Source organism: Pseudomonas sp. LBUM1674, assembly GCF_059695635.1.
Window position 1 is genome coordinate 5,112,892 of record NZ_CP166779.1, and the last position, 22,637, is coordinate 5,135,528.

Below are 22,637 nucleotides of genomic sequence, written 5' to 3' on the forward strand. Positions count from 1 at the left end.
GCCTTCCAAACTTAGGCGATGGATGGAGACTGTCAAAAATGTGTCTGTTGCGGGATGTGAAACAATCAGGGTTCGAGGCGGCGTTGTTGGTAGATCCAGTCGACGATTTCGCCGTCCGGGGTGTAACCGCTGACGGTTTCGCGCAGGAGCTGCCGGACGCGGGAGTAATCATCCTGATCGACAGCGCTCAGCAAATCGCTAAGCCTTGCCTTGAGTACATCCCACTCCAGGTGATCTTCGTTAGCGCTCATGATCATAGGGTGCGGGGTAGCGGCGACGTTGTCGCCTATCAACAACTCTTCGTAAAGCTTCTCGCCGGGGCGCAGCCCGGTAAACTCGATGGAAATATCTCCATGCAGATTCTTTTCTGAACGAACACTCAGGCCCGACAGATGGATCATCTTCTCGGCAAGTTCAACAATTTTGACTGGCTCGCCCATGTCCAGAACGAAAACATCACCACCCTGCCCCATGGATCCAGCCTGAATCACTAACTGCGCGGCTTCCGGAATCGTCATGAAATAACGGGTGATTTTCGGGTGGGTGACCGTTAGCGGCCCACCGGATTTGATCTGTCTGTGAAACAATGGAATAACCGAACCGGATGAACCCAAGACATTCCCAAAACGCACCATAGTGAAGCGAGTTTTATTCACATGTGAGATGTTAGTGGTATCGCCGAACAACACTGGCGCCAGCTCTCGACTAAGCGCCTGCAACGTCATTTCGGCGAGACGTTTGGTGCTGCCCATCACATTGGTAGGTCGAACAGCCTTGTCTGTTGAAATCAGGACAAAGTTGGCAACACCCGCCTTAAGCGCCGCCTCGGCGGTATTGAGGGTTCCCATAACGTTGTTGAGAACACCTTCGGCAATGTTGTGCTCAACCATAGGCACGTGTTTGTAGGCAGCGGCATGGTACACAGTATCCACATGCCAGGTTTTCATCACATCCAGCAACTTATTTGGATTACGCACTGAACCGAGAATTGGTAATAGGCGAACCGACAAAGACTCGCGAGCGATGCGATGCTCAAGCTCGGACAAGATGCTGTAAAGGTTGAACTCACTGTGTTCAAACAACAGAAGTGTCGTTGGACGCAGCGCTAGAATCTGGCGGCACAGTTCAGATCCAATGGATCCACCAGCCCCAGTGACCATAACGGACTGCCCCTTGATACAATGGGCAAGTAAGTCGCCCTGGGCTGGAACGGCATCTCGGCCCAAGAGGTCCGCAATGTCGACTTCTTGAATGTCATCGACTTTCACCCGGCCGCTGGCCAAGTCCATGAAACCGGGGACACTTCGAACATGAAGGGGGAAACCTTCAAGGTAACCGAGTATTTCACGACGGCGACCACGGGTAACGGAAGGAATCGCGAGCAATATCTCTTGAGCACCGGTCGCATCAATCATCTCTTGTATATGCTTCGGCTTGTAGACTTGAAGTCCTGAAATTACGCGATTAGCAATACTGCTGTCATCGTCGATAAAAGCGATGGGGCGCATCATCCTTCCCATGCGTAATGCTGCAACCAATTGGTTACCTGCAGCTCCCGCCCCGTAGATAGCAACTTTTGGAAGTCCGTCATCACGATTAGTGAAAGGTACGTGTTGCGTCGTAGCAAACCAGTCACCCATAAAGTACTGACGCAGGGCCAAGCGTAAGCCACCCACCATGATTAGACTCAACCACCAGTAGTTGAAAATAATCGATCGAGGAATAGTACGTTGGTGGTTGCTGTACAAATATACGGCAACACCTAGCATTAACGCAGATAAACTGACGGCCTTAATGATTGCAATCAGGGCATCGTTACCGAAGTAACGCATCACCGCCCGATACAGGCCAAAACGAATAAATAGAGGAATTGCCAGGGCTGGTGCTGCGATAAACAACCAGTAATGCTGAATAAGAGGATCGATCATATCCTCCAGTCCGAGACGGACGACAAACGACATCCATAAAGCCAGCCATACTAATAAGACATCAGTAACAACTTGCAAAACACGCTTTCGTTGCCTCGGAAGACTTAGTAAGTAAATTCTTATTTTATCCATAAACCCTGATCACCTTTCATGACACCAAAACAAAAATCATCCAAGCCAGAAACCACTGATGGCAGCCCATCAGACCGGAGCAAGGCCCATACCCCTACTGTGATATGACAAGGAAACCACCGTCGATCTGCGATGCGTCCCCGGCCATCAACAAGGCGAGGCATCACCCTTCCAGTACCCGCGCCGAGTACCACCAGAACCAGCGTCCAGGCCATGAGCCCGACCAAACAAAAAATGGACAAGACACACAGGAAACCAAAAGCAATCGCAACGCCACCTTCACGGCAGGTCAAAATCGATTGCGAAATACGAGCATTCGGCAAATCAGCACAGCTGCAGGCTAGAGCAAAGTGACGCATGGCTCCAGTGAGAACCAATGAGACACCCGCTACGACCAACAACGACAACCATAAAGTCATCGAACAGAAGCATCCATTTGAGGGGTTAGGATTAAAACGCGACTTAAAGCTATTTTCGCCATGGCATTATCATACACGTCAATGCTTGCAATTCATTGCTCTCTACACCTCAACACCGCTGCACACCTCGCCTAGATTACTACCGCGCGTATCTGAGGACTTCTACTACGAGCGCCAAGGCCATCTGACTACCGCGCAGTGTCTGTCAATTTCAGCATTTTCTCAGGGTTGGGTACACAAAAAAAATGAGACCTGACCTCTTCGTGATGGAGCAAAATCAGGCCCTAGAAAATCCTTTTTCTCGTTGAAGCACACTAAAGAGACCCAAACACGTAAATAAGTCTCGGGGGATGCAGGTAGCTGGATACCCTGAAACCATACGTCTCTTGTGTATTCATCCACTGGCACCCTGTTCTCACCTAACAACGGCCATCCTGGAAACTCAAAAATTCGCCAGCCGCGACCTACTCTGCCAGACCTTGAATGAGCTATCGCTGGATGCGACCATACCTGCTATTGACCGATGGTCGTGAATCTGTCTTAGCAAAACGATCGGATGTAGGGACGTGCGATGTCCTGGCGATAGACTTCGCCATTGCCATGTCAGTACAAATCACCATGGAGAAAGCAACTGAGAGCCTACAGATGCCAAATTCACCCATAGGCAGGAATCCACAACTCGTGAGATGATCGCTTTTTTGGCAAACCATGAACGAATCAAAATAGCTTCTAATACCTGTACAAGTGAACCTACTACTGACACGTAGAGTGTGGGAGGAATAGATCATGAACTCCGGAAGTTTTCTTATAAAGAAAGATTTCTTTGGCGAAGAAAAAATATCAGAAATCAGAAAAACAGCTCTAGAACTGGAGATCAATAAGTCAAACGTACACGCCAACGGAAAGTACGCCGGGATCCAATGGCATAAAATAGATCTCGATCCCAAAACCCACACATTCATGCAAGATATTTATGACTTTCTGGGGGCAGATCAGAGCGGTGTCTGCGTTTTTTATTACTTATCCCCTGGCGCCGTTCTTCACGCTCACCGAGACCTCACCGGTGCGTCAAGCAACGCGAGAATTCGTTTCCACATCCCAATCATCACCAACGACAACGTTTTTTTTAATGTATCAAAAAAACGGGTAGTCATGTCACCGGATGAATTATGGGCGCTGGACACCTCCTACTTGCATGAGGTGAAGAACGAAAGCACTGAGACAAGAGTTCATATTGTCATAGAGTGCAACATTAACGAATCGGTAAAAGCAAAACTGCCACAAAAAAACATCCGTGGAAAAATTCACGATATTTATTTTTTTATGATTCTTGCTCTCAATTTACTCAAATCGATCATTATCAACATTTGGAAGGACCCCAAGTATTTCATGGATCAAATGAGGATGCTTAAAAAATTCGTTGCATGGCGTTTCTTGGGGAAGAAGAAGGTAGAGTAGATACTTAAAATACGCTCTACGCGCGCATGCTTGACAAGCATACAAATTGGCGGATACCTTGTTAAAATCCGCCAGAATGTGGATGCGTGGAATGGTTAAACCACCTTAAATCGTGATTCAAACAAAACGACATCCGCGACCCTAATTGCTAATATTTATAAAAACCTACCCCTGTTTTTCGGCCAAGCCTATTTGCCCTGACCATTTTTCGCAATAAGGGATGAGCTCTGTATTTCGAATCGCCCGTTTCGTTATGCAGTGTTTCCATTATCGATAGGTTTACATCGTTACCAATCAGATCTGCTAGAGCGAGCGGGCCGATCGGATGATTTGCGCCAAGTTTCATTGCCTTGTCGATTTCCTCCGCAGTCGCAACGCCCTCCGCGAGTATACCGATAGCTTCATTTATCATCGGTATAAGCATTCGGTTAACAATGAAACCTGGTGCTTCATTGACCAAGACAGGTTCTTTACCTAGTTCTTTTGCAAAGTCAAACGCCCATGTCGCCGTTTCATTCGAAGTCGAGATTCCAACAATTACTTCGACCAACTTCATAACTGGGGCGGGGTTAAAAAAATGCAAGCCAACTAACTTTTCAGGATGCCGAGTGATGCTCGCCAATTCGGTGATAGAAAGCGAAGACGTATTTGTGGCAATTACCGTATTTGCATTAGCATACTTGGCAATCTCCTTAAATACTTCGTGCTTGACGGACATATCTTCCGCTACGGCTTCAAGAATCAAGTCGCAATCAGAAATACCCTGGAAACCATCGCCAATGCGGACCTTGTCAGAATAGATTTTCGCATTTTCAGCCGAAAGCCTCTTCTTATTGATCATCCGTTCCCACTGTGAATTGAGATCGTCCAGCGAAGAGCGACAGCTGGATTCGGCACGGCCTACCCATACCACGGAATAAACGATATTGGATTGCGCCAAAATCTGGACAATTCCTTTGCCCATCGTCCCTGCCCCAATCACCGCTACTTTGATCTCTTTCATGCTGCTGTAAATCCTTATCTTGAGACTTTGTTTAGCAGCTTTGCAGGGTTGCCAAATACTGTCGTATAGGGTGCGACGCTCTTGGTGACAACGGCACCCATGCCAACAACTGCACCTTCGCCGATAACAATTGGCCTTTCTGGAGTGCCTTGACGAATCATCGCCCCGGTTCCAATGTAGGCATGATCTTCTATAACAACACTACCGTTGCATTGCACATTCGGTGCAAATGTAACGTAGTCACCAATAACACAATCGTGCGCAATATATGAATAGATATTGGCGTGAAAGAACTTACCAATTTTCGCATTGGCAGTGACTGTGGTGAACGGGCAAAAAACGGCACCTTCGTCAATGTCATTGTGGCTTAAACTGATGGCATTCAACGCAGAAATCGAGAAAGGCGTTATACCCTTAGCGATGAATCGTTCTGCAACCTCCTGCCTGACTTTGCTGTTGGCAATTGTGATATTGAAGAATTTTTCGCCGCCCATACTGAAGAATTCGTTGGTATCGACAACACTGAATCCATTGATGATTTTTTCGGGTTGGTTGTCATCGACGAAGAGAATCTTGAAGCCCGCTCCGCTAGCGCTCCCAAGCATTTCTTTTGCTAGAGGCGCTACCTCACGCCCAAAACCACCAGCACCAACGATTGCGTAAATTTTCATGCTCAATCCTTCAGTTCTATGTCGAGACAGCTGCTCCAGGCAGGTAGGGCTTGAAATGGCTGTCGACTTAATGGGCGCGCCGGAATTTTACATACGAAATAGGCTGCTGTCAGGCAGAGATAGCGAAACCACACCTGTCAGCGATCCCTGCCAGCCATCTGGCCGATTGATTCAAGCGGCCTGCTGACTTCCGTCCGTACCCTACGCGCCGACCGAAAAAATCGGCAGATTCAGATGTCGCTGTCGACAAGAGATGTCCTTGTGGCGCCCCCATCGTTTACCGTACACAGATCCTGCATAGAAAGCACAAACAGCTGTGCTTCCTAGCCACCTGAAGGCTCCGCACACGGTAACGCAGCACGTAATGGTAACGTGATAAACGGATCTTACTTTGAACGATACACTTGGAGACTCCAAACGATCGCTCCCGTGGGAGACTTCACTCCCTGAATTTGACGTACAACACTGCGGGAAAATTGATCGCAAGATCTAGAACCATCCAGAAATGTGAGTTCCTCTTCAATTATCGAACAGGAACTCACATTGCATAATTTGGTTAAACTTATACTTTAACCGCCTGCAACATTACATTTTTAAGTGCGTCACAAGTCCTGTCTATCTCAACTTCTGTCAAAGTAGGATGCACAAGGAACATCAGACTCGTCTCTCCCAGCTCCTTGGCCACAGCGAAACGAGTCTCCGGTCGCCATCCGGTATCGTCGAATGCTTTCTCGAGATAAACCTCAGAGCAAGAGCCAGAGAAGCACGGCACCCCAAGAGAGGCAATTTCAGCAAGAATACGGTCTCGACTCCAATCTGCTTTCAACAGTGTCGGCTCGACGAACACGTAACACTTGTAAGCCGCATGAGTGCAATCGGCCGGTACTACGGGAACTCGGAGACCGTTAAGCGCACGCGCACAATCCCAAATGCGTTCAGCATATTTAGACCGGAGAGACTGCCACTCCGGCATACGACGCAACTGGATTCGGCCAATAGCACCCTGCATTTCAAGCATGCGCCAATTGGTACCAAAACTCTCATGCAGCCAACGAAAGCCTGGGGCATGCTCACGTTCATAGATCGCTTCCCAGCTTTTGCCATGGTCCTTGAACGACCACATCTTGCGCCAAAGATCTCGATCGTTGGTCGTGACCATTCCGCCTTCACCACCGGTGGTCATGATCTTGTCTTGGCAAAATGACCATGCGCCCACATGACCGATGGAACCTACTGGACGTCCCTTGTAGGTTGCACCGTGCGCCTGGGCACAATCCTCGATGACCTTTAGACCATGAGAGGTCGCGAGATCCATTATCGGATCCATGTCACACGGCCAGCCTGCGAGATGGACACAGATCACACCACGGGTACGGGAAGTCAACACCGCCTGAATGGATTTTGCAGTAATATTTTGAGTATCACGGTCGACTTCAGCGAACACCGGGGTAGCACCAGCATTAACAATACTGGAAACCGAGGCCAGAAAGGTACGAGGTGTAACGATGACTTCGTCGCCCGGACCTATCCCAAGAGCGTTTAGCGCCAAGTCCAGTGCGACAGTGCCGTTCGCCAACGCAACGGCATACTCCGTGCCTGCCCATGTAGCGAACTCTTTCTCAAATTCCCGGCACTCTTGTCCAGTCCAATAATTTACCTTATTGGAAAGCACCACATCGCGAACAGCATCGGCCTCTTCCGCAGTGAATGAAGGCCAAGGAGAAAATGGAGTATTCAACACGTTTTTTTACCTGCCATCCATAATTAAAAAGAACCGTAGTACTCAAACGGTTGTTTGTTCACTTGTATCCGAGGCTAAACACTCAGGATTTTCCAAGCGCCTGCGCCATCACCCAGCTAAAATCATGTTATCAGAGATATCGCCAGCCAATGCCACCCCGACTGTCAGTTGTGCGAATCTTGAGTACCGCACCCTTACGTCTGATACCTACGCTGACGATCACTACGACCATTCCATCAGCAGATGCAGACCTTCATTTTTTAGACCCGGTAAACCTGGTCATCGTTACCTCACCTTCAGCGCTAATCCCATCTCGGACGAGAACTTTTTTGATGGTGCGAAATATGATTTTGAGGTCAAGCAACAGTGATTGGTTGTCCACATACCAGACATCAAGTTTGAATTTTTCCTCCCAGGACAATGCGTTACGGCCATTTATCTGAGCCCAACCGGTAACCCCTGGCGGCATCTCATGCCGACGGAATTGCTCTTCGTCGTACAGAGGCAGGTACTCCATCAGCAGTGGACGAGGTCCCACCAAACTCATGTCTCCCTTGATTACATTCCACAGCTCGGGCAGCTCGTCCAAACTGCTGGAGCGTAGAAACCTACCAAAATCTGTCATTCGCTCAGAATCAGGTAATGGCTTGCCGTTGACGTCCAATGCGTCCCTCATCGTACGAAACTTGACCATCTCAAAGGGTTTTCCACCCAGACCTGGTCTGACCTGCCGAAATAAAACAGGAGAGCCGAGTCGCTTATGAATCAAGTACGCGACCACTGCGATCACGGGGGACAAGACGATCAACCCGATCGTAGCAGCCACAATATCGAAGAAGCGTTTAGACATCGGAAATCCTTGAAAATGTGATTAACGCTTGAAACAGGTTTAAAAATCATTTGCTCAAACGTTTGAAATGCATGCCAAAACGTTCAACACCGACGCGTAATGACAGCTCTTCGCGATAGAAAGTCTTCCCGCTCTCACCCATCCGATTACGATCCTCAGCAGAAACATCCATTAAAGCCAGGACTGCATCGGCGAGAGCCTGCGCATTGCCTGACTCACTGACTACTCCGCAACCGGCTGCGCGGACAAGATCTGCAGCATCCCCATCAACGCCCATCAAGATCGGCTTGCCAGCGGCCATATAGGCTTGGGTTTTTGACGGAATTGTGATCGAGAACAATGGATCTTTCTTCAAATGAACGAGCAACGCGTCGGCGCTAGATAAATAAGCACCTATTTCAGACATCGGAACAGCAGGAAGAAAATAGACATCTTCAAGCTTTTTGCTTTTAGCGAGCGCTTCTAACCTGGAAGCTTCAACTCCCCCACCGATAAAAATAAACGCTACTTGACTGGTTTGTTCTTGAACTAAACGCGCAGCCTCAATAACCGTTTCCAGTGCTTGAGCCTTACCCATATTGCCAGCAAATAGAATTTTTAACTTAGAGACAACAGGAAAGTTGCCTGGTGGCTTAAGCAACGTAGTATCGATCGAGCTTTCCGCACACCAATTGTATATTACATCGATTTTCTCTGACGGCACACCTCGCTCGATTAACAAGCGTTTGAAGCCTGGAGACAAGACGACTATTTGATCTACGTGACCGTATACCCAATCGCAAACTCGAGAGACTATTTTCAATAATTTTTCGTTAGAAAACATCCCGGTTGCCTTGAGCGTGTCCGGCCACATATCTTGTATATCGTAAACCACAGGAACACGGCGAAAAAAACGTACCAGCGCAGCAGCAATACCAACTGTTAGCGGAGGGTGGTAAGCATAGATAACATCTGGTTTTTTTGCCCGGAAAACCCCGTAGATCAACATACTAGCGGCAAAGCTAATGTAGTTCGCCAATCGTCCAATCCCGCTCTGCCCATGACTTGGGTAAAGTGGGACACGAGTAACCTGCACGCCGTCGATGACCTCTCGCTGCAAGGCCTTGATTCTATAGCCTGGGTAAATTTTCCCACCGGGATAATTAGGAAACCCGGTTACAACCTCAACTTCAAAGCCCTGTGCAATCAACTCTCGAGCGAAAACCATTCCCTTGAAAGTCGGCTCGGGTTCAAACCACTGAGTAAAGAGTAAAACACGAATGGCCATCCGTATCAGTACCTTCTCCAGACGGTCCGCATCACATAGTCACGGTAGCTATGGATAATTCGAACTACCTTCTCTGCCACGTTTGGCATACTGTAGTCAGCTACAAGTCGCAGACTCCGCTCATCAGCACGACTTTGATTTTCCAGTACCTGCAAGCCTTGCATAACCCTGTCGGTCTCCAGCCCGACCATCATTACCGCAGCCTCCTCCATCCCCTCAGGACGCTCATGTGCTTCCCGAATATTCAATGCAGGAAAGTTTAAAATCGATGACTCTTCGTTGATTGTACCGCTGTCAGAAAGCACAGCCTTCGATTCAAGCTGTAACTTATTGTAATCCTTGAAACCCAATGGTTTGAGCAAGCGAATATTTTCGTGAAACTTCACACCCAAGGCATCAACCCGTTTCTGAGTGCGAGGGTGGGTGGAAACAATGACCGGATACCCAAAATGCTCAGCAACAGTGTTTAGCACTTCGACCAGCTTCCCGAAATTTGTATCGGAATCAATATTCTCTTCGCGATGTGCGCTGACGACAAAAAATTTACCCTTCTCCAAACCAAGACGGGTGAGCACATCTGACGCTTCGATACCTTCACGATAGTAATTCAACACCTCAAACATAGGGCTGCCAGTTTTGATAACCATGTCCGGCGACAGACCCTCGCGCAGCAAATAATCACGCGCAATGGTGCTATAGGTCAAATTGATATCTGCGGTATGGTCAACAATACGACGATTGATCTCCTCAGGAACCCGCATGTCGAAACAGCGGTTGCCGGCCTCCATATGGAAAGTCGGGATCTTTCGACGCTTGGCAGGAATTACTGCCATGCAACTGTTTGTGTCACCCAATACCAGCAGCGCTTCCGGTTCAACTTCCGCCAGTACTCGGTCTACACTGATAATTACATTACCAATGGTTTCGGCGCCAGTTGCCCCCGCCGCATTCAGAAAGTGATCAGGCTTGCGAATTCCCAAATCCTGAAAGAAAATCTCATTGAGTTCGTAGTCGTAATTTTGACCCGTGTGAATAAGCACGTGGTCGCAATATTGATCCAGAGCGGCTATCACACGCGACAAGCGAATGATTTCCGGGCGAGTACCTACGACGGTAACAATCTTCAACTTTTTCATTGTAATACTCTTTCCTAATGCAATCAGGCTTTGGTGCCCACAGCCATAGTGTAGGTATCCGGGAGCTCACGATCAAATATCTCGTTCGCCCACAGCATGACGATCATTTCACTTTCACCAACATTGGTGATGTCATGGCTCCAGCCTGGCACAGTCTCTACGACTTGCGGTGCGTTACCATCAGTGAACAACTCATAGAACTCACCCGATATTATGTGGCGAAACCGGAAACAAGCCTTGCCCATGATAACTAGAAATTTTTCTGTCTTCGTATGATGATAATGACCGCCTCGAGTAATACCGGGATGCGCAGTAAAGTAAGAAAACTGGCCCGAATCCTTGGTCTTTAGCATCTCCACAAAAACACCACGGGCGTCTCCGTACTTCGGAACTTCGTAAGTGAACTCTTCTGGAGGCAAGTAACTGAGATAAGTAGAGTACAAAGCACGAACAAGGCCAGTACCCACACGTTCGGCAATCATTGATTTTCGACTTTCTTTGAATGCGTACAGTTGTGCCGAGAGTTCACCTACGGTAATCGAATAATGTGGCTCAACAACGACAAACGGATTACCTGATTTGTCACCATCCATAACAGAGATAAAACTACTTATGACGTCGTCGATGTAAACCAAAGTAATATTTGCATTAGCATCGTTGATGCTGACAGGCACATTATTTGCGATATTATAGCAAAACGTCGCCACGGCTGAATTATAGTTAGGCCGAGCCCATTTCCCAAATACATTTGGCAATCGAAATAAATGAACATCGTTGCTATATCGCGCGGACAAGTTCAATAGCGCATCTTCGGCTTCGCGTTTACTTGAGCCGTAAGCGTTGCCTAACTCAGCTTGAATAGAAGAGGTATAAAGTAAAGGAATGTTTCGACCACTAGCCGCGACCGCTGCGCACAACGCCTGCGTAAAATCGGCGTTACCGATTTTGAACTCCTCAACATTCTGAGGGCGATTGACACCGGCCAAGTGGAAAATAAAATCCACTTTTGATACGAGTGAATGCAGACTGCCGATGTCATCTTCACGACAGAATCGCAGCACCTCGACGTCTTTTCGCTCTTGCAGATGAGCAACAAGGTTTTTACCAACGAAACCGTTGGCACCGGTGATCAATACTTTCATGCCTTATTCCTCGGGTGTCGCGTGTTCGCCGCGCTGAATAGCACGCATAAAATCAAGCTTCAACAGCAAATTCTGCATTCCCACAACGTCCAAACGCTCGGTGTTATGTGAGTTATAGTCCACCATCGTGGAAATTTTTTCTTCGCCTTGCTCCACGAACTTACTATAATTCAAATCTCTAAGATCCGGCGGCACACGGAAGTAATCACCCATATCTTCGGCGCAGGCCATTTCTTCTCGACTCAAGAGTGCCTCGTAAAGTTTTTCGCCGTGTCGTGTTCCTATGATCTGGATGGGATGTTCGGGCTGCCCCAACATCGACGTCAAGGCGCGAGCAAGAGTTTCCACTGTTGCGGCTGGCGCTTTCTGGACAAAGAGATCACCGTTATTACCGTGCTCAAAAGCGTACAAAACCAGATCAACGGCATCCGCCAAAGTCATCATGAACCGCGTCATGTTTGGATCTGTAATAGATAGTGGTTGGCCTGCACGAATCTGATCAATGAACAAAGGAATGACCGAACCACGCGAGGCCATGACATTACCGTAACGCGTACCACAAATCACTGTCTTACTCTCGTCAACATTACGCGACTTTGCCACCATGACCTTTTCCATCATTGCCTTGGAAATACCCATGGCGTTGATCGGGTACACAGCTTTGTCGGTACTTAGACAAACCACTCGCTTAACCTGATTCTGGATCGCCGCCTCCAGGACATTCTCGGTGCCAAGTATGTTGGTCTTGACAGCCTCCATCGGGTGAAACTCGCAAGACGGAACCTGCTTCAGTGCTGCCGCATGGAAAATGAAGTCCACGCCACGAGAAGCGTTCAATATGCTCTGGTAATCCCGAACATCACCGATATAAAACTTTAGCTTAGGACTGGCATAGCGCTTGCGCATGTCGTCCTGTTTTTTCTCGTCACGGCTAAAAATACGTATTTCATTAATATCGGTATCTAGAAATCGCTTGAGCACAGCGTTGCCAAAAGATCCTGTCCCCCCCGTGATTAGTAGAGTTTTTTTATCAAACACAGCCAGCCCTCTTTATTAAATAATACTGAAAATAGCTCGAGACCAAACATAGCGGGTTTTTATTTTTTTAAAAAAACCGCGGTTATTATTGGTCAAATTGTTACCATGAATACGTCTTAAAGTGACCGTATCATTCAAATGGGCAACTGAACAACGCCTATTTGCAACGAAAGCAATCCATATATCATGGCTGATATCCGCCGAGTAGAAAGGAATCAAATAAGGTTTAATTTTATTAGATAAAAGCATAGCGCATCCAAAGTAAGGCACGCTACGCCCAACAAAGATATCAAACATATTCTTAAACGGAGAGGCGTTCCTGGTTTGATCAAAGCCGCAAAAAAATCTACGAGAGTTAACATCATCGACAAAGGACTCCATGCCACCCACGACTAGCAAACTCTTGGAGACTTCCATTGCAGAGATCATTTTATCGACCCTCCCAGCCGGCCAGACATCATCCTGATCACTTAGAAAAATGTAATGACCTTTTGCTCTGCTAATCAAGCTCTCAAAGTTACGTATATACCCGAGATTCGAGGTATTTCTTATAACTTTAATCCTGGAATCCTTAAATTCTTCAATAATACGAATTGTTTCATCGATAGAACCATCATCACCGATTAAAACTTCAGAGTCTTGTGGGATCTGCATGAGAATTGAATGAAGCTGCTCACTTATAAAATCAGCCCCATTGTAAGTAGCTATACACACGCTGACCGAAAGCATATTTATTCCTGGCTATTAGCAACAACAAAACTTACATCACAAAAAAATACTACAACCTTTAACAAAACACTCTCCAAAGACCTTCATTGCATTAATTGCTGCTGCCCAGCTACATCTAGCTCCACTTGAGGGGAAAGCTCTGTAATAACCAACATTATAGCTATAAAATGCATGAATACAAACACAGGAGCTAGCAACAACGGGTTTCCTGCACCTGGTATCAGGAAGGCCATCAAACCTAGAATCCAAGCGCCTGTGAATCGCTTACCATCAAAAAAGAAAAATTTAATACCAAAGAAAAGAACTGAGGCATAAGACAAGAACAAAGGAATACTTAGGACACCAAGCTTGTTAACTAAATTTATGTAAGTCAGCTCAAATCCATACCCTGTTTCATCGCGCCGATATCCTGACACCAATGAACTTCCCAAGCCCGCCCCGCTAAAGTTCCACTCAGACACCAAATAACCAAACTGCTCACTTCTGGTAGAGTTACTACTTTCACTTGATGAAAAACTAAAAGCGATGACATTATAAATATCTGTAAATAACAATAATGCAGCGCCCGCTGAAAAAACCAGAAGAGTCATAACAAATAAATTCTTTCCGATCACCATAGAACGTAAAACCGAAGAATATCCGGCGATAAAAACAAGCATGAACAAAAGTATAAAAACCAGAATGAAGCCTTTAGACATAGCAGGAACGACTAAGGTAAAACCAAAAATCAAAAGCAAAAAACCAGCCTTCAAATCACTTTTAAAAACGGAATCACTTTTTTTCTGCAAAAACAAACCGACTAAACAAATGAAAAGAAAAGGGACCACATAAAGGAAAGTAGCTGAATACAATGTTCGGAAACCAGCAATTCCAACTTGATCAACGTCTCCCCCTCCACCTACAGAGGCATACGAACTGTAAACCGCATAAAATCCAAAAATACAACTACAAATCGCTGAGAAGAATAAAGCTTTCTTCGAAGCTTCGAGCTCCACAGAAAAATAGAAAACATAGAACAAAACATACAAAGAAAGACCAGCAAAGTTAGCAAAAACATAACTGACCTCAACGCCATTCAACAAACCAACAATAACTCCATAGCACCAAGAGAAAAAAACGAAAAGAGGCATTATAAAAATAAAAAACTGCGCAGAGCTTAATTTTCTAACACCAACTAAAGATGAGAAAAAACCAATTTTGATTACACCAACCACACAAAAAAGCGCGACTGCCAAATAAGAGAGTCGCCCGTCAATTATCGTGAGAGCGAAAATCAAAAACACGCTCAGAAAAATCATTCCTTGTGCCCCCGCAAAAATTTAACCATAAGAAAAGAGTAACAAATAGCTCCATATAAAACACCGAAACCGAAAACAATCCATATTAAAAAACTAAAATCTTCAGAAAATAATTTCATTCTAGCAAAAATAAATCCAGCCATACATAAGCCATAGATAATCAGAGAAGTCATATAGACCTTAGCCAAACCAAGGAATACAAATATAAAATTCAACGAAGCGTGAAAATATAGTACAAAATAAAAGAAGGCAAACCCTATAACAAAATCAGAATACAACAAATATTTATCGCCTAAAAACACACCTAAGAATAGGTTTGGAATAGCAACACCAGAGAACAACAAATAGGAAACTAACAAGCCCGCAATAAAAATAGCTGCCGAGACATTAAGAAACATGAGTGCACCATTTCTACCTGAAGCACATAACTTAGGAAAAAAATAGTTGTTAAACGCTCCATACAACAGCCCTCCCCCCAAAACCAAAGTCAACATACTTGAGTAAAAAGCTGCGAATGAAGGATCTGCACCTGTAACAAAATATCTAGGTATATTTACTATGACACTTGAAAAAAAAGCGGCCGCCCCTAATACGAACCCTTCAAATGAAGTGTGACCACCATCAAATGCAACAGGAATAAATTTAGATGCCAGGAGGGAGAACACAACTCCAATTGTTATAAGGACAACGATCAAACCTGCCCCAACATAAAGCAAAACCAACACAATTGAAGCAAACACTATAAATCTAAGTAAAGTCGACACAAAAACCTTACGATAACTTCCCTTCCTGATTCCATCACAAAGAAATGGTTCGTATAGAAACTCAGCACATCTATAGAGAAAAAACCAAAATACTATTTGCGAGGAAAATAATAATGCCCCAAGCAATCCCAAAAGCAAAAAAGGTATAATTAGTGCAAACCTTGTGCGCAATGAATCCCTTAAGCTTATTTGCCCGCTCAAAATAGAAACATTATGTTGCATGGAAAAAAAGAGCTGCACAGGCGCGCAAATAGCAAACGACGCACCTAACAAGGCCACTTCATCGTAGCTTCCAAGGTGAGAGCACGCCACTACCAAAAATATAGAAGGAGCACTAAAAAACACATTAGAAAAAAACGAAAAAATAAAATTATTCATCTTCAATAGCCGTACCAAAGTTCAAAGCAAGATGATCCTGCTCACCTATGCGCTTTATCAAATCCGGCCATCTGGTATCAAAAAAAAGATTGCCCCATAAGACTAATCTCTCAGAAGAATTAGAGTAAATACGCGTCACCTCACCGTTTTCTAGAGAAAGAAGTCCGTGCGCAAGCTCTGGAATCCTAGACAACTGTAACTCCCCAGACTCAGCATGGAGTTTTTTGAGTTTTAAATCAGCCTTGGAGACCGGCCACCATGAATGAAAACACGCTACCGCCCCAGGATTTACCGTTGGTTTCCTGAGAACGCCGTGTTCACAATCATGTCTGACCACAGTCGTCGGGACCAAGGTCACCTACTCGTTGCCGCCGATGCTTGTCATTGGCAACCTAATTTGCTGCTGACGATTAAGGAGGCGGATCAACAGTACGACCCTTTCATCTCCATCCACCGCCATAAAAATTGCATCGAACTCAGCGAACTCATCCATTACTGAATCTGCATTGGGCATTTACTACAGAGACACTTACAGCAATCCCTGCTGCATTGCGGCGCCCGCCTGGTCGACCCCGCGATCGCCACAGTGACCCAAGGCTTTAGCAAGGATGTCTAAAGCAAGCCCGTCCGAAACGCATTTTTTAGGTTGCTCTTCGCCGTGCACCCGCCTTACCTCTGACGCCCAATCAGCCATGTCGATTGCAAATTCTACCAAACCTTTCTCATCCGCGTGCGCGGAGTAGCCGTTAATCGTACCCAACCCCGCAATGATGGGGTAGCGCTCAAGGTCCAGCTCGACATACGGCGACTACCTTCGCCTGCTATGCTCATTTGCCCATGAGACACCCCGACGGATATGTACTATCTTGGGGTGAAGATCAAAAATGGTGGACACCATTTTGGCTAATTTCGCTAGCTGTCAGCAGCGAGGGCTGAGCGCAGGTTATCTACGAAACGAATTGGAATGAGGAATTGTGTCTAAATGCTTTAAACCCTACCTTTCCTGATCAGAACGAAATGGCGGATCAACGCGATCATGAAACCTAGCACGCCACCCAAGAACAGTCCTAGCAGTATGATGAGGCCTTTTTTGGGCTTGATTGGACGGTCAGGCTGTTCGATGGGACCATCCTGGCGGTAGACAGAGACGGTGTCTGGGTTTACCTTCAAATCTGTGTAAAAGCTTTGCTTAATTTGCAGCGCTCTTAACTTCCCTATAAATGGATCATCAGATTTACGTGTTTCAAGGTTCTGAATTTCAGCCTTTAGCGCTTTACTACCGCGCATATAAGTCAGCTGCCCATCCATACCAGCAGAGATCTCCGCGGAAAGATTGCCCGAAATGATAGGCGGGTTCTGCAGGCCAATGGCCTCAGCAATCGTCAGCGCTTCGCGCAATCGGGTGATGGAGTCCTGGCGAATTCGGCTTTCGGTTTCTTGTAAGGTACTGATCTGCTGACCAAGGTTACGTGCCCGCACTTCCGCTTCACGGGTGGCGTTGCTGATCATTTCTTTTTCCGCTGCGGCACCCGCTCTTACTGCAAAATCCTTCACCCAACCAGTGGCGTGTGCAGGATCCTCGCCTTGAACGATAACGGAATAACGATCTGGTTGCTCCTTGCTCGGAAGACCTATGGTCAATATTTTAAAAAAATCGGCATACAGTACGTCTTGCGACCCACTGCGCTCGGACGCCGGTAGCGAAGGCAAATAAACCTCATTGAAAAAGGTACGGCGGAGTGATTCACTCTGTAAATTACGGGTGAATACCTCATACACATCTTTGATCGTAAAGGGTATTAATTCTGAATCGACAGTTCGGCCATAGTTGAAATCGGCGATACCGTTCAAAGTAGGCGGTTGCAAGTAAACTCGCGCTTCATAAACTGGTTTACTGAAAAAAGCATAAGTTGCTGCTGCCAGGGCTGCGACCAAGGCCACACTGATGATCAGAAACTTCTGAGCCCATATCGCCGCAATCAATTCCAACAGGTCGATCTCATTCGCCTGCTGCGCCGTTGCCGGGGTGTTCGCCATATCAAATTAAACCTTTTCAATTTTTATAGTGGATTGGACGCGAGCTTCTATCTCTTCAGCACCCGCTCCGATACGATTCTTCGTAGATGTTAAGCGATCCGTAGGACTACCAGCTTTCACCAGTGCGTGAAACTCGCACACTGTCGGGTGGATGTACTAGTGGCATGCCAATCCTGCTTAAACGGTTCGAACGTTGTCGTCCAGAAGGTAACGCGCTCGTCTTACCTGGAAGGCGAGTCCAGCAGCTTCTCTAGATACTGACCGTAGCCGGTCTTCTTCAGCGCTTCGGCTTGAGCACCCAACTGCTCAGCAGTGATCCAGCCGCTGTTGTAAGCTATCTCTTCCAGGCAAGCCACTTTCAACCCCTGACGCTGCTCGATGGTATGCACAAAGTGACTGGCTTCAAGCAGAGAATCGTGAGTACCGGTATCCAACCACGCGAAGCCGCGACCGAGCATTTCGACGTTGAGGGTCTTTTGTTCAAGATAGGCGCGGTTGACGTCGGTAATTTCCAACTCGCCACGTTCTGACGGTTTGATGTTCTTTGCGATATCGACAACCTGGTTGTCGTAGAAGTACAAACCAGTCACCGCGTAGCTGGATTTCGGCTTGAGCGGTTTTTCTTCGATACTCAGGGCACGGCCAGAGGCATCGAACTCAACCACACCGAAACGCTCCGGATCGGAAACGTGATAACCGAAAACCGTCGCACCATGGGCTTGAGTGCTGGCAGAACGCAGCTTGTCCGAGAAGTGCTGACCATAGAAGATGTTGTCGCCCAGGATCAGGCAGCATGGGTCTTTGCCGATGAATTCTTCACCTATGATAAAGGCTTGGGCAAGGCCATCCGGGCTTGGCTGCTCGGCATAGTTCAGCTTGATACCATAGAGGCTGCCATCCCCTAACAGCTTGCGGAAGCACGGCAAGTCTTCCGGGGTGGAGATGATCAGAATTTCACGCATGCCCGCAAGCATCAGCACCGACAGCGGATAAAAGATCATCGGCTTATCGTAAATCGGCAGCATCTGCTTCGAAACGCCGAGAGTTAGCGGGTGTAAACGCGTGCCCGATCCGCCTGCGAGAATGATGCCCTTACGATTTGTCGTGATCATTTATTCAGAACTTCCATAAGCATTCGGGTTACACCACTTTGCCAATCCGGCAGGTGTAGCGAAAAATTTTCACGCAGCTTCTGAGTATTCAATCTCGAATTCAGAGGACGGCGTGCAGGCGTCGGATATGCAGTCGTTTCAATGGGATTTATCGATGTAACGGCGAGCTGCTCTGCATTGGCCTTGGCGTACTCGATCACATGGATGGCATAGCCGTGCCAGGAAACCTCTCCGCTTGCCGCCAAGTGATATAGACCTGACAGCTCTGGACGCTTGGCAGCTTGCTGAATGGCCAACGCCGTCACATCCGCAATCAGGTCTGCCCCCGTCGGCGCTCCGACCTGGTCCGCAATAACGTTTAATATTTCACGCTCCCTGGCCAGACGCAGCATAGTCTTGGCGAAGTTGGTACCGCGAGCGCCATAGACCCAACTGGTGCGGAAAATCAGGTGCTTGCAGCCGGAAGCCATGATTGCCTGCTCGCCTGCAAGCTTGCTGACACCGTAATGATTCACGGGGGCAACTGCGTCAGTTTCCTGCCAAGGCGTGGAGCCCTGACCGCTGAAGACATAATCAGTTGAATAGTGAACGAGCCAGGCATTCAAAACCGAGGCCTCTTCGGCCATGACCTGACTTGCCAGACTGTTCACTCGGTCCGCCAGCTCGGTTTCGCTCTCAGCCTTATCAACAGCCGTGTAGGCCGCCGCATTCACAATGACGTCAGGTCTCACCTTGCGTATCGTCGCGCGCAAAGCGTCGAGATCAGCAAGGTCGCCCGATAATCCATCAATCGCGTGCCGATCCAGAGCAATCAGCTCACCCAAAGGTGCGAGGGAGCGTTGTAGCTCCCAACCCACTTGGCCATTTTTTCCCAATAGAAGGATTTTCATGCTTTGTTCGTGCGATCCGCGTAGTTCTCGTCGATCCACTGCTGGTAGCTGCCGCTCTTCACGTGCTCTACCCACTCAGTATTATCGAGATACCATTCAACCGTTTTGCGGATGCCGGTTTCAAACGTTTCTTCCGGAATCCAGCCCAGCTCGTGCTGGATTTTGCTGGCATCGATCGCGTAGCGCTGGTCATGCCCAGGACGATCCTGAACGAAGGTGATCAGGCTGGCGTGTGGACGGTGCGCGGAATCTGGACGAAGCTCATCAAGCAATGCACACAAGATGTGCACGACTTCGATGTTTTGCTTTTCGTTATGTCCGCCGATGTTATACGTCTCGCCAATCACACCTTCAGTAACGACTTTGTACAGCGCTCGGGCGTGATCTTCGACGTAAAGCCAGTCACGGACCTGATTGCCCTTGCCGTAAACCGGGAGTGGCTTGCCTTCCAGCGCATTGAGGATGATCAGCGGGATCAACTTCTCGGGAAAGTGGTATGGGCCATAGTTGTTCGAGCAATTGGTGACCAGGGTTGGCAGGCCGTAGGTGCGGGCCCAGGCGCGGACCAAATGATCGGAACTGGCTTTGCTGGCTGAGTACGGCGAGCTTGGCTGATAGGGCGTGGTTTCGGTGAAGAGGTCTTCCGGACCTTCAAGGTCTCCGTAAACTTCATCAGTCGAAATGTGATGGAAGCGGAAATTGGCTTTGCGCGCTTCGTCAAGCGCCACCCAATAGTGACGTGCAGCTTCCAGCAGGGTGTAGGTGCCGATGATATTGGTCTGGATGAATTCAGACGGGCCGGAGATCGAGCGATCTACATGAGACTCTGCGGCCAGATGCATGATGGCGTCCGGCTGGTGCTCACGCAAAACCCGGTCTACTTGGTCACGGTCACAAATATCAACGCGCTCGAACACGTACCGCGAGTTGTGGCTGACATCAGCCAGGGACTCAAGGTTGCCCGCATAAGTGAGCTTATCGACGTTAACGACAGAATCGGACGTGCTGGAGATAATATGGCGGATGACCGCCGAACCGATGAATCCGGCACCGCCGGTTACTAGAATTTTCACGCGAAACCATACCCTTGAGTTACTGACAGGGCCGCCAACCGTGCGCTGTCTAATCCATGAATGCAAAAACCGGCAATGACCCGAGCATCCTGGCAGAGTCAACCCGCCCGACCTTGGAACCAGCCGTTTCGGACAAGCGAAGCATTTTACAGCTTAATGACGTTTTTACTAATGGATGTAGACAAGCAGTGGCTAATGCTTGGTGCGTTTCCCGGCCTACGAGGCAGTCAGCCAGGATATTTGCGTGACCGTGTGGACGTTCGCACAAGGAACCAACTCAATAGAGGTCCGACCACCATACCTGCCAGAAGCGCAGACAGTATTGCCAGTGAAACGGGCAACTGCGGCCCAGCCCAGCCAAGAAACAGCAATGAAACCGATTGCTGATTCTCGAGAACGAACGCCAGGATCGCCAGAACCAGCAATAGGACGAAAACAGCGAGCATTACGCGTTTGAAATTACGCATGAACGGATCCTTGAATTGCAGCGGCGACTATCAAAGCCCCTCCTCCTCATCCTCATTCACCCGATCCCGAAGCTCCTTCCCCGGCTTGAAATGCGGAACAAACTTGCCATCCAGGCTAACCGACTGCCCGGTCTTCGGATTGCGCCCTACCCGCGGCGCTCGGTAATGCAGTGAGAAGCTGCCAAATCCACGGATCTCGATACGATCACCGGTGGCCAGGCATTGGGACATTTGCTCGAGCATGGTCTTGATGGCCAGCTCCACATCCTTGGATGAGAGCAGCCCTTGATGGGTGACAATTCGTTCGATCAACTCCGACTTCGTCATATTTTTCCCTTCTTTTTCAAGCAGCTAGATCAGCGCTTCAAAGGTTTTAGCACGCCCGGATGGATTTGAACAGCCCGAGTTTTCACATATCTTTACCAGCTGTGAGCGGCCCTATTGCGGAACAAGAGGACGCTGATCGCTCCCTTATTGGCTCATCTGCAGATAACCAGCATGGTGCGGGTCAGGTAGCCGGCCGGATTGAAGCCGAAAGGATATTCATCTTCTTCCTTGGCATCATCGGACCTCGTCACGACTTTGTAGCCAGCGCCCTTGCACTCCTTGTCCGCTCGTTTGCGGCACTTCTCCCAGCCTGAGCCGAGCCCGGAGCAATCGACCTCAATGCCACTGACCCCGCGCTTTGCGTGTGTCTTGGCGTTAGTGGTACAACCTGCCAATGCCAGTACTGCCACTGCGACAATGAGCTTGTTCATTCACTTCCTTATGCCGGACGCTCCGCCCGACTGTCGTTTGCTTCAGGCTATAGACTAGCTGCAATTAAACGATTGATCCTGTTAAAGAAAGAGACAACTTGTGAGGACTGCGGTTCATCGCTGATGCAAGGCCGTAGCAGAAGATCAAAAGATCAAAAGATCAAAAGATCAAAAGATCAAAAGATCAAAAGATCAAAAGATCGCAGCCTGCGGCAGCTCCTACAGGGGATCAGCGTGACGCTTATTGCATGTTCATCCTGGAGCGGTGCATTGCCAAACCGTAAGGGGATCAGCGTAGCGGTGCTTCCGCGTACACCTTGAACGGTGCATTTGCCAAATCGCACCC

General features: G+C 47.9%; 23 protein-coding genes. 2 read left to right on the plus strand and 21 right to left on the minus strand.

Translation table 11 applies throughout. The features are described from left to right. Positions 1-65: 65 nt before the first annotated feature. Both ACA067_RS23380 and ACA067_RS23385 read right to left on the minus strand, forming a co-directional pair. Positions 66-2,060 carry a polysaccharide biosynthesis protein gene (locus ACA067_RS23380; RefSeq protein ID WP_497458701.1) on the minus strand — a complete coding sequence of 665 codons (1,995 nt, stop codon included), beginning with the start codon at positions 2,058-2,060 and terminating at the stop codon, positions 66-68. Next, entirely contained in the window at positions 2,048-2,479 is a 432-nt protein-coding gene (locus ACA067_RS23385; protein ID WP_497458702.1) for a hypothetical protein, read from the minus strand. The genes ACA067_RS23380 and ACA067_RS23385 overlap by 13 nt, the downstream gene beginning before the upstream one ends. 786 nt (positions 2,480-3,265) lie before the next feature. Here ACA067_RS23385 and ACA067_RS23390 point away from each other — a divergent pair. Next, complete coding sequence (locus ACA067_RS23390; RefSeq protein WP_497458703.1) at positions 3,266-3,937, plus strand: aspartyl/asparaginyl beta-hydroxylase domain-containing protein; 672 nt, start codon at positions 3,266-3,268, stop codon at positions 3,935-3,937. A 148-nt stretch (positions 3,938-4,085) separates the two neighbouring features. Here the strand turns inward: ACA067_RS23390 and ACA067_RS23395 are convergent, their stop codons facing one another. The 11 genes from ACA067_RS23395 to ACA067_RS23445 all read right to left on the minus strand — a co-directional run bounded on the left by ACA067_RS23395 (position 4,086) and on the right by ACA067_RS23445 (position 15,954). Next, positions 4,086-4,940, minus strand: coding sequence for a 3-hydroxyacyl-CoA dehydrogenase family protein (locus ACA067_RS23395; RefSeq protein WP_497458704.1), 855 nt, complete (start codon positions 4,938-4,940; stop codon positions 4,086-4,088). Positions 4,941-4,954: 14 nt separating this feature from the next. Then, positions 4,955-5,611, minus strand: coding sequence for an acetyltransferase (locus ACA067_RS23400; RefSeq protein WP_497458705.1), 657 nt, complete (start codon positions 5,609-5,611; stop codon positions 4,955-4,957). A gap of 562 nt (positions 5,612-6,173) precedes the next feature. After that, on the minus strand, positions 6,174-7,352 hold the full coding sequence (locus ACA067_RS23405; RefSeq protein WP_497458706.1) for a DegT/DnrJ/EryC1/StrS family aminotransferase: 1,179 nt from the start codon (positions 7,350-7,352) through the stop codon (positions 6,174-6,176). 253 nt (positions 7,353-7,605) lie between these two features. Then, a complete protein-coding gene (locus ACA067_RS23410) occupies positions 7,606-8,202 on the minus strand; it encodes a sugar transferase (RefSeq protein WP_497458707.1) in 597 nt (198 codons plus the stop codon). 46 nt (positions 8,203-8,248) lie between these two features. Continuing rightward, positions 8,249-9,469, minus strand: a complete 1,221-nt coding sequence (locus tag ACA067_RS23415) for a glycosyltransferase family 4 protein (protein WP_497458708.1) — start codon at positions 9,467-9,469, stop codon at positions 8,249-8,251. Positions 9,470-9,474: 5 nt separating this feature from the next. Continuing rightward, the gene (gene wecB / locus ACA067_RS23420) at positions 9,475-10,605 is read right to left on the minus strand and encodes a non-hydrolyzing UDP-N-acetylglucosamine 2-epimerase (RefSeq protein ID WP_497458709.1); all 1,131 of its coding nucleotides are present in this window, start codon (positions 10,603-10,605) and stop codon (positions 9,475-9,477) included. Positions 10,606-10,628: 23 nt separating this feature from the next. After that, on the minus strand, positions 10,629-11,747 hold the full coding sequence (wbjC, locus tag ACA067_RS23425) for a UDP-2-acetamido-2,6-beta-L-arabino-hexul-4-ose reductase (protein ID WP_497458710.1): 1,119 nt from the start codon (positions 11,745-11,747) through the stop codon (positions 10,629-10,631). A gap of 3 nt (positions 11,748-11,750) precedes the next feature. After that, positions 11,751-12,785 (minus strand): polysaccharide biosynthesis protein, encoded by a 1,035-nt coding sequence (locus ACA067_RS23430; RefSeq protein ID WP_497458711.1) that lies wholly within the window; start codon positions 12,783-12,785, stop codon positions 11,751-11,753. Positions 12,786-12,800: 15 nt separating this feature from the next. Beyond that, the gene (locus tag ACA067_RS23435; RefSeq protein ID WP_497458712.1) at positions 12,801-13,514 is read right to left on the minus strand and encodes a glycosyltransferase; all 714 of its coding nucleotides are present in this window, start codon (positions 13,512-13,514) and stop codon (positions 12,801-12,803) included. Between the two features lie 83 nt (positions 13,515-13,597). Then, positions 13,598-14,812, minus strand: coding sequence for a hypothetical protein (locus ACA067_RS23440; RefSeq protein ID WP_497458713.1), 1,215 nt, complete (start codon positions 14,810-14,812; stop codon positions 13,598-13,600). Next, positions 14,809-15,954: a hypothetical protein gene (locus tag ACA067_RS23445; protein WP_497458714.1), complete on the minus strand. Its 1,146-nt coding sequence runs from the start codon at positions 15,952-15,954 to the stop codon at positions 14,809-14,811. Before ACA067_RS23445 ends, ACA067_RS23440 begins: the two co-directional genes overlap by 4 nt. Before the next feature lie 262 nt (positions 15,955-16,216). Here ACA067_RS23445 and ACA067_RS23450 point away from each other — a divergent pair, with 262 nt between their 5' ends. Continuing rightward, entirely contained in the window at positions 16,217-16,453 is a 237-nt protein-coding gene (locus tag ACA067_RS23450) for a hypothetical protein (RefSeq protein ID WP_497458715.1), read from the plus strand. Between the two features lie 30 nt (positions 16,454-16,483). Here ACA067_RS23450 and ACA067_RS23455 read toward each other — a convergent pair whose 3' ends face one another. The 8 genes from ACA067_RS23455 to ACA067_RS23490 form a co-directional block, all read right to left on the minus strand. Then, positions 16,484-16,747 (minus strand): MBL fold metallo-hydrolase RNA specificity domain-containing protein, encoded by a 264-nt coding sequence (locus tag ACA067_RS23455; protein WP_497462836.1) that lies wholly within the window; start codon positions 16,745-16,747, stop codon positions 16,484-16,486. 194 nt (positions 16,748-16,941) lie between these two features. After that, complete coding sequence (locus ACA067_RS23460; protein ID WP_497458716.1) at positions 16,942-17,991, minus strand: Wzz/FepE/Etk N-terminal domain-containing protein; 1,050 nt, start codon at positions 17,989-17,991, stop codon at positions 16,942-16,944. Positions 17,992-18,212: 221 nt separating this feature from the next. Beyond that, a complete protein-coding gene (gene rfbA / locus ACA067_RS23465) occupies positions 18,213-19,103 on the minus strand; it encodes a glucose-1-phosphate thymidylyltransferase RfbA (protein ID WP_497458717.1) in 891 nt (296 codons plus the stop codon). Next, complete coding sequence (gene rfbD / locus ACA067_RS23470; protein WP_497458718.1) at positions 19,100-19,993, minus strand: dTDP-4-dehydrorhamnose reductase; 894 nt, start codon at positions 19,991-19,993, stop codon at positions 19,100-19,102. Before rfbD ends, rfbA begins: the two co-directional genes overlap by 4 nt. After that, positions 19,990-21,066: a dTDP-glucose 4,6-dehydratase gene (rfbB, locus tag ACA067_RS23475; RefSeq protein WP_497458719.1), complete on the minus strand. Its 1,077-nt coding sequence runs from the start codon at positions 21,064-21,066 to the stop codon at positions 19,990-19,992. The genes rfbD and rfbB overlap by 4 nt, the downstream gene beginning before the upstream one ends. A gap of 227 nt (positions 21,067-21,293) precedes the next feature. Beyond that, the gene (locus ACA067_RS23480; RefSeq protein WP_497458720.1) at positions 21,294-21,533 is read right to left on the minus strand and encodes a LapA family protein; all 240 of its coding nucleotides are present in this window, start codon (positions 21,531-21,533) and stop codon (positions 21,294-21,296) included. 30 nt (positions 21,534-21,563) lie between these two features. Beyond that, positions 21,564-21,860: an integration host factor subunit beta gene (gene ihfB, locus ACA067_RS23485; protein WP_003369729.1), complete on the minus strand. Its 297-nt coding sequence runs from the start codon at positions 21,858-21,860 to the stop codon at positions 21,564-21,566. 152 nt (positions 21,861-22,012) lie between these two features. Further along, a complete protein-coding gene (locus ACA067_RS23490; RefSeq protein ID WP_064678977.1) occupies positions 22,013-22,291 on the minus strand; it encodes a hypothetical protein in 279 nt (92 codons plus the stop codon). Positions 22,292-22,637 lie beyond the last annotated feature (346 nt).

Excerpts from the sequence above, each read along its gene's own strand:
- ACA067_RS23435 (WP_497458712.1), bottom strand. The coding sequence starts at position 13,514 with ATGCTTTCGGTCAGCGTGTGTATAGCTACTTACAATGGGGCTGATTTT.
- ACA067_RS23400 (WP_497458705.1), bottom strand. The coding sequence starts at position 5,611 with ATGAAAATTTACGCAATCGTTGGTGCTGGTGGTTTTGGGCGTGAGGTA.
- wecB (WP_497458709.1), bottom strand. The coding sequence starts at position 10,605 with ATGAAAAAGTTGAAGATTGTTACCGTCGTAGGTACTCGCCCGGAAATC.
- ACA067_RS23410 (WP_497458707.1), bottom strand. The coding sequence starts at position 8,202 with ATGTCTAAACGCTTCTTCGATATTGTGGCTGCTACGATCGGGTTGATC.
- ACA067_RS23385 (WP_497458702.1), bottom strand. The coding sequence starts at position 2,479 with ATGACTTTATGGTTGTCGTTGTTGGTCGTAGCGGGTGTCTCATTGGTT.
- ACA067_RS23390 (WP_497458703.1), top strand. The coding sequence starts at position 3,266 with ATGAACTCCGGAAGTTTTCTTATAAAGAAAGATTTCTTTGGCGAAGAA.
- ACA067_RS23460 (WP_497458716.1), bottom strand. The coding sequence starts at position 17,991 with ATGGCGAACACCCCGGCAACGGCGCAGCAGGCGAATGAGATCGACCTG.
- ACA067_RS23380 (WP_497458701.1), bottom strand. The coding sequence starts at position 2,060 with ATGGATAAAATAAGAATTTACTTACTAAGTCTTCCGAGGCAACGAAAG.
- wbjC (WP_497458710.1), bottom strand. The coding sequence starts at position 11,747 with ATGAAAGTATTGATCACCGGTGCCAACGGTTTCGTTGGTAAAAACCTT.
- ACA067_RS23450 (WP_497458715.1), top strand. The coding sequence starts at position 16,217 with ATGAAAACACGCTACCGCCCCAGGATTTACCGTTGGTTTCCTGAGAAC.
- ACA067_RS23415 (WP_497458708.1), bottom strand. The coding sequence starts at position 9,469 with ATGGCCATTCGTGTTTTACTCTTTACTCAGTGGTTTGAACCCGAGCCG.
- ACA067_RS23480 (WP_497458720.1), bottom strand. The coding sequence starts at position 21,533 with ATGCGTAATTTCAAACGCGTAATGCTCGCTGTTTTCGTCCTATTGCTG.
- rfbD (WP_497458718.1), bottom strand. The coding sequence starts at position 19,993 with ATGAAAATCCTTCTATTGGGAAAAAATGGCCAAGTGGGTTGGGAGCTA.
- ACA067_RS23445 (WP_497458714.1), bottom strand. The coding sequence starts at position 15,954 with ATGAATAATTTTATTTTTTCGTTTTTTTCTAATGTGTTTTTTAGTGCT.
- ihfB (WP_003369729.1), bottom strand. The coding sequence starts at position 21,860 with ATGACGAAGTCGGAGTTGATCGAACGAATTGTCACCCATCAAGGGCTG.
- ACA067_RS23440 (WP_497458713.1), bottom strand. The coding sequence starts at position 14,812 with ATGATTTTTCTGAGCGTGTTTTTGATTTTCGCTCTCACGATAATTGAC.
- ACA067_RS23490 (WP_064678977.1), bottom strand. The coding sequence starts at position 22,291 with ATGAACAAGCTCATTGTCGCAGTGGCAGTACTGGCATTGGCAGGTTGT.
- ACA067_RS23395 (WP_497458704.1), bottom strand. The coding sequence starts at position 4,940 with ATGAAAGAGATCAAAGTAGCGGTGATTGGGGCAGGGACGATGGGCAAA.
- rfbA (WP_497458717.1), bottom strand. The coding sequence starts at position 19,103 with ATGATCACGACAAATCGTAAGGGCATCATTCTCGCAGGCGGATCGGGC.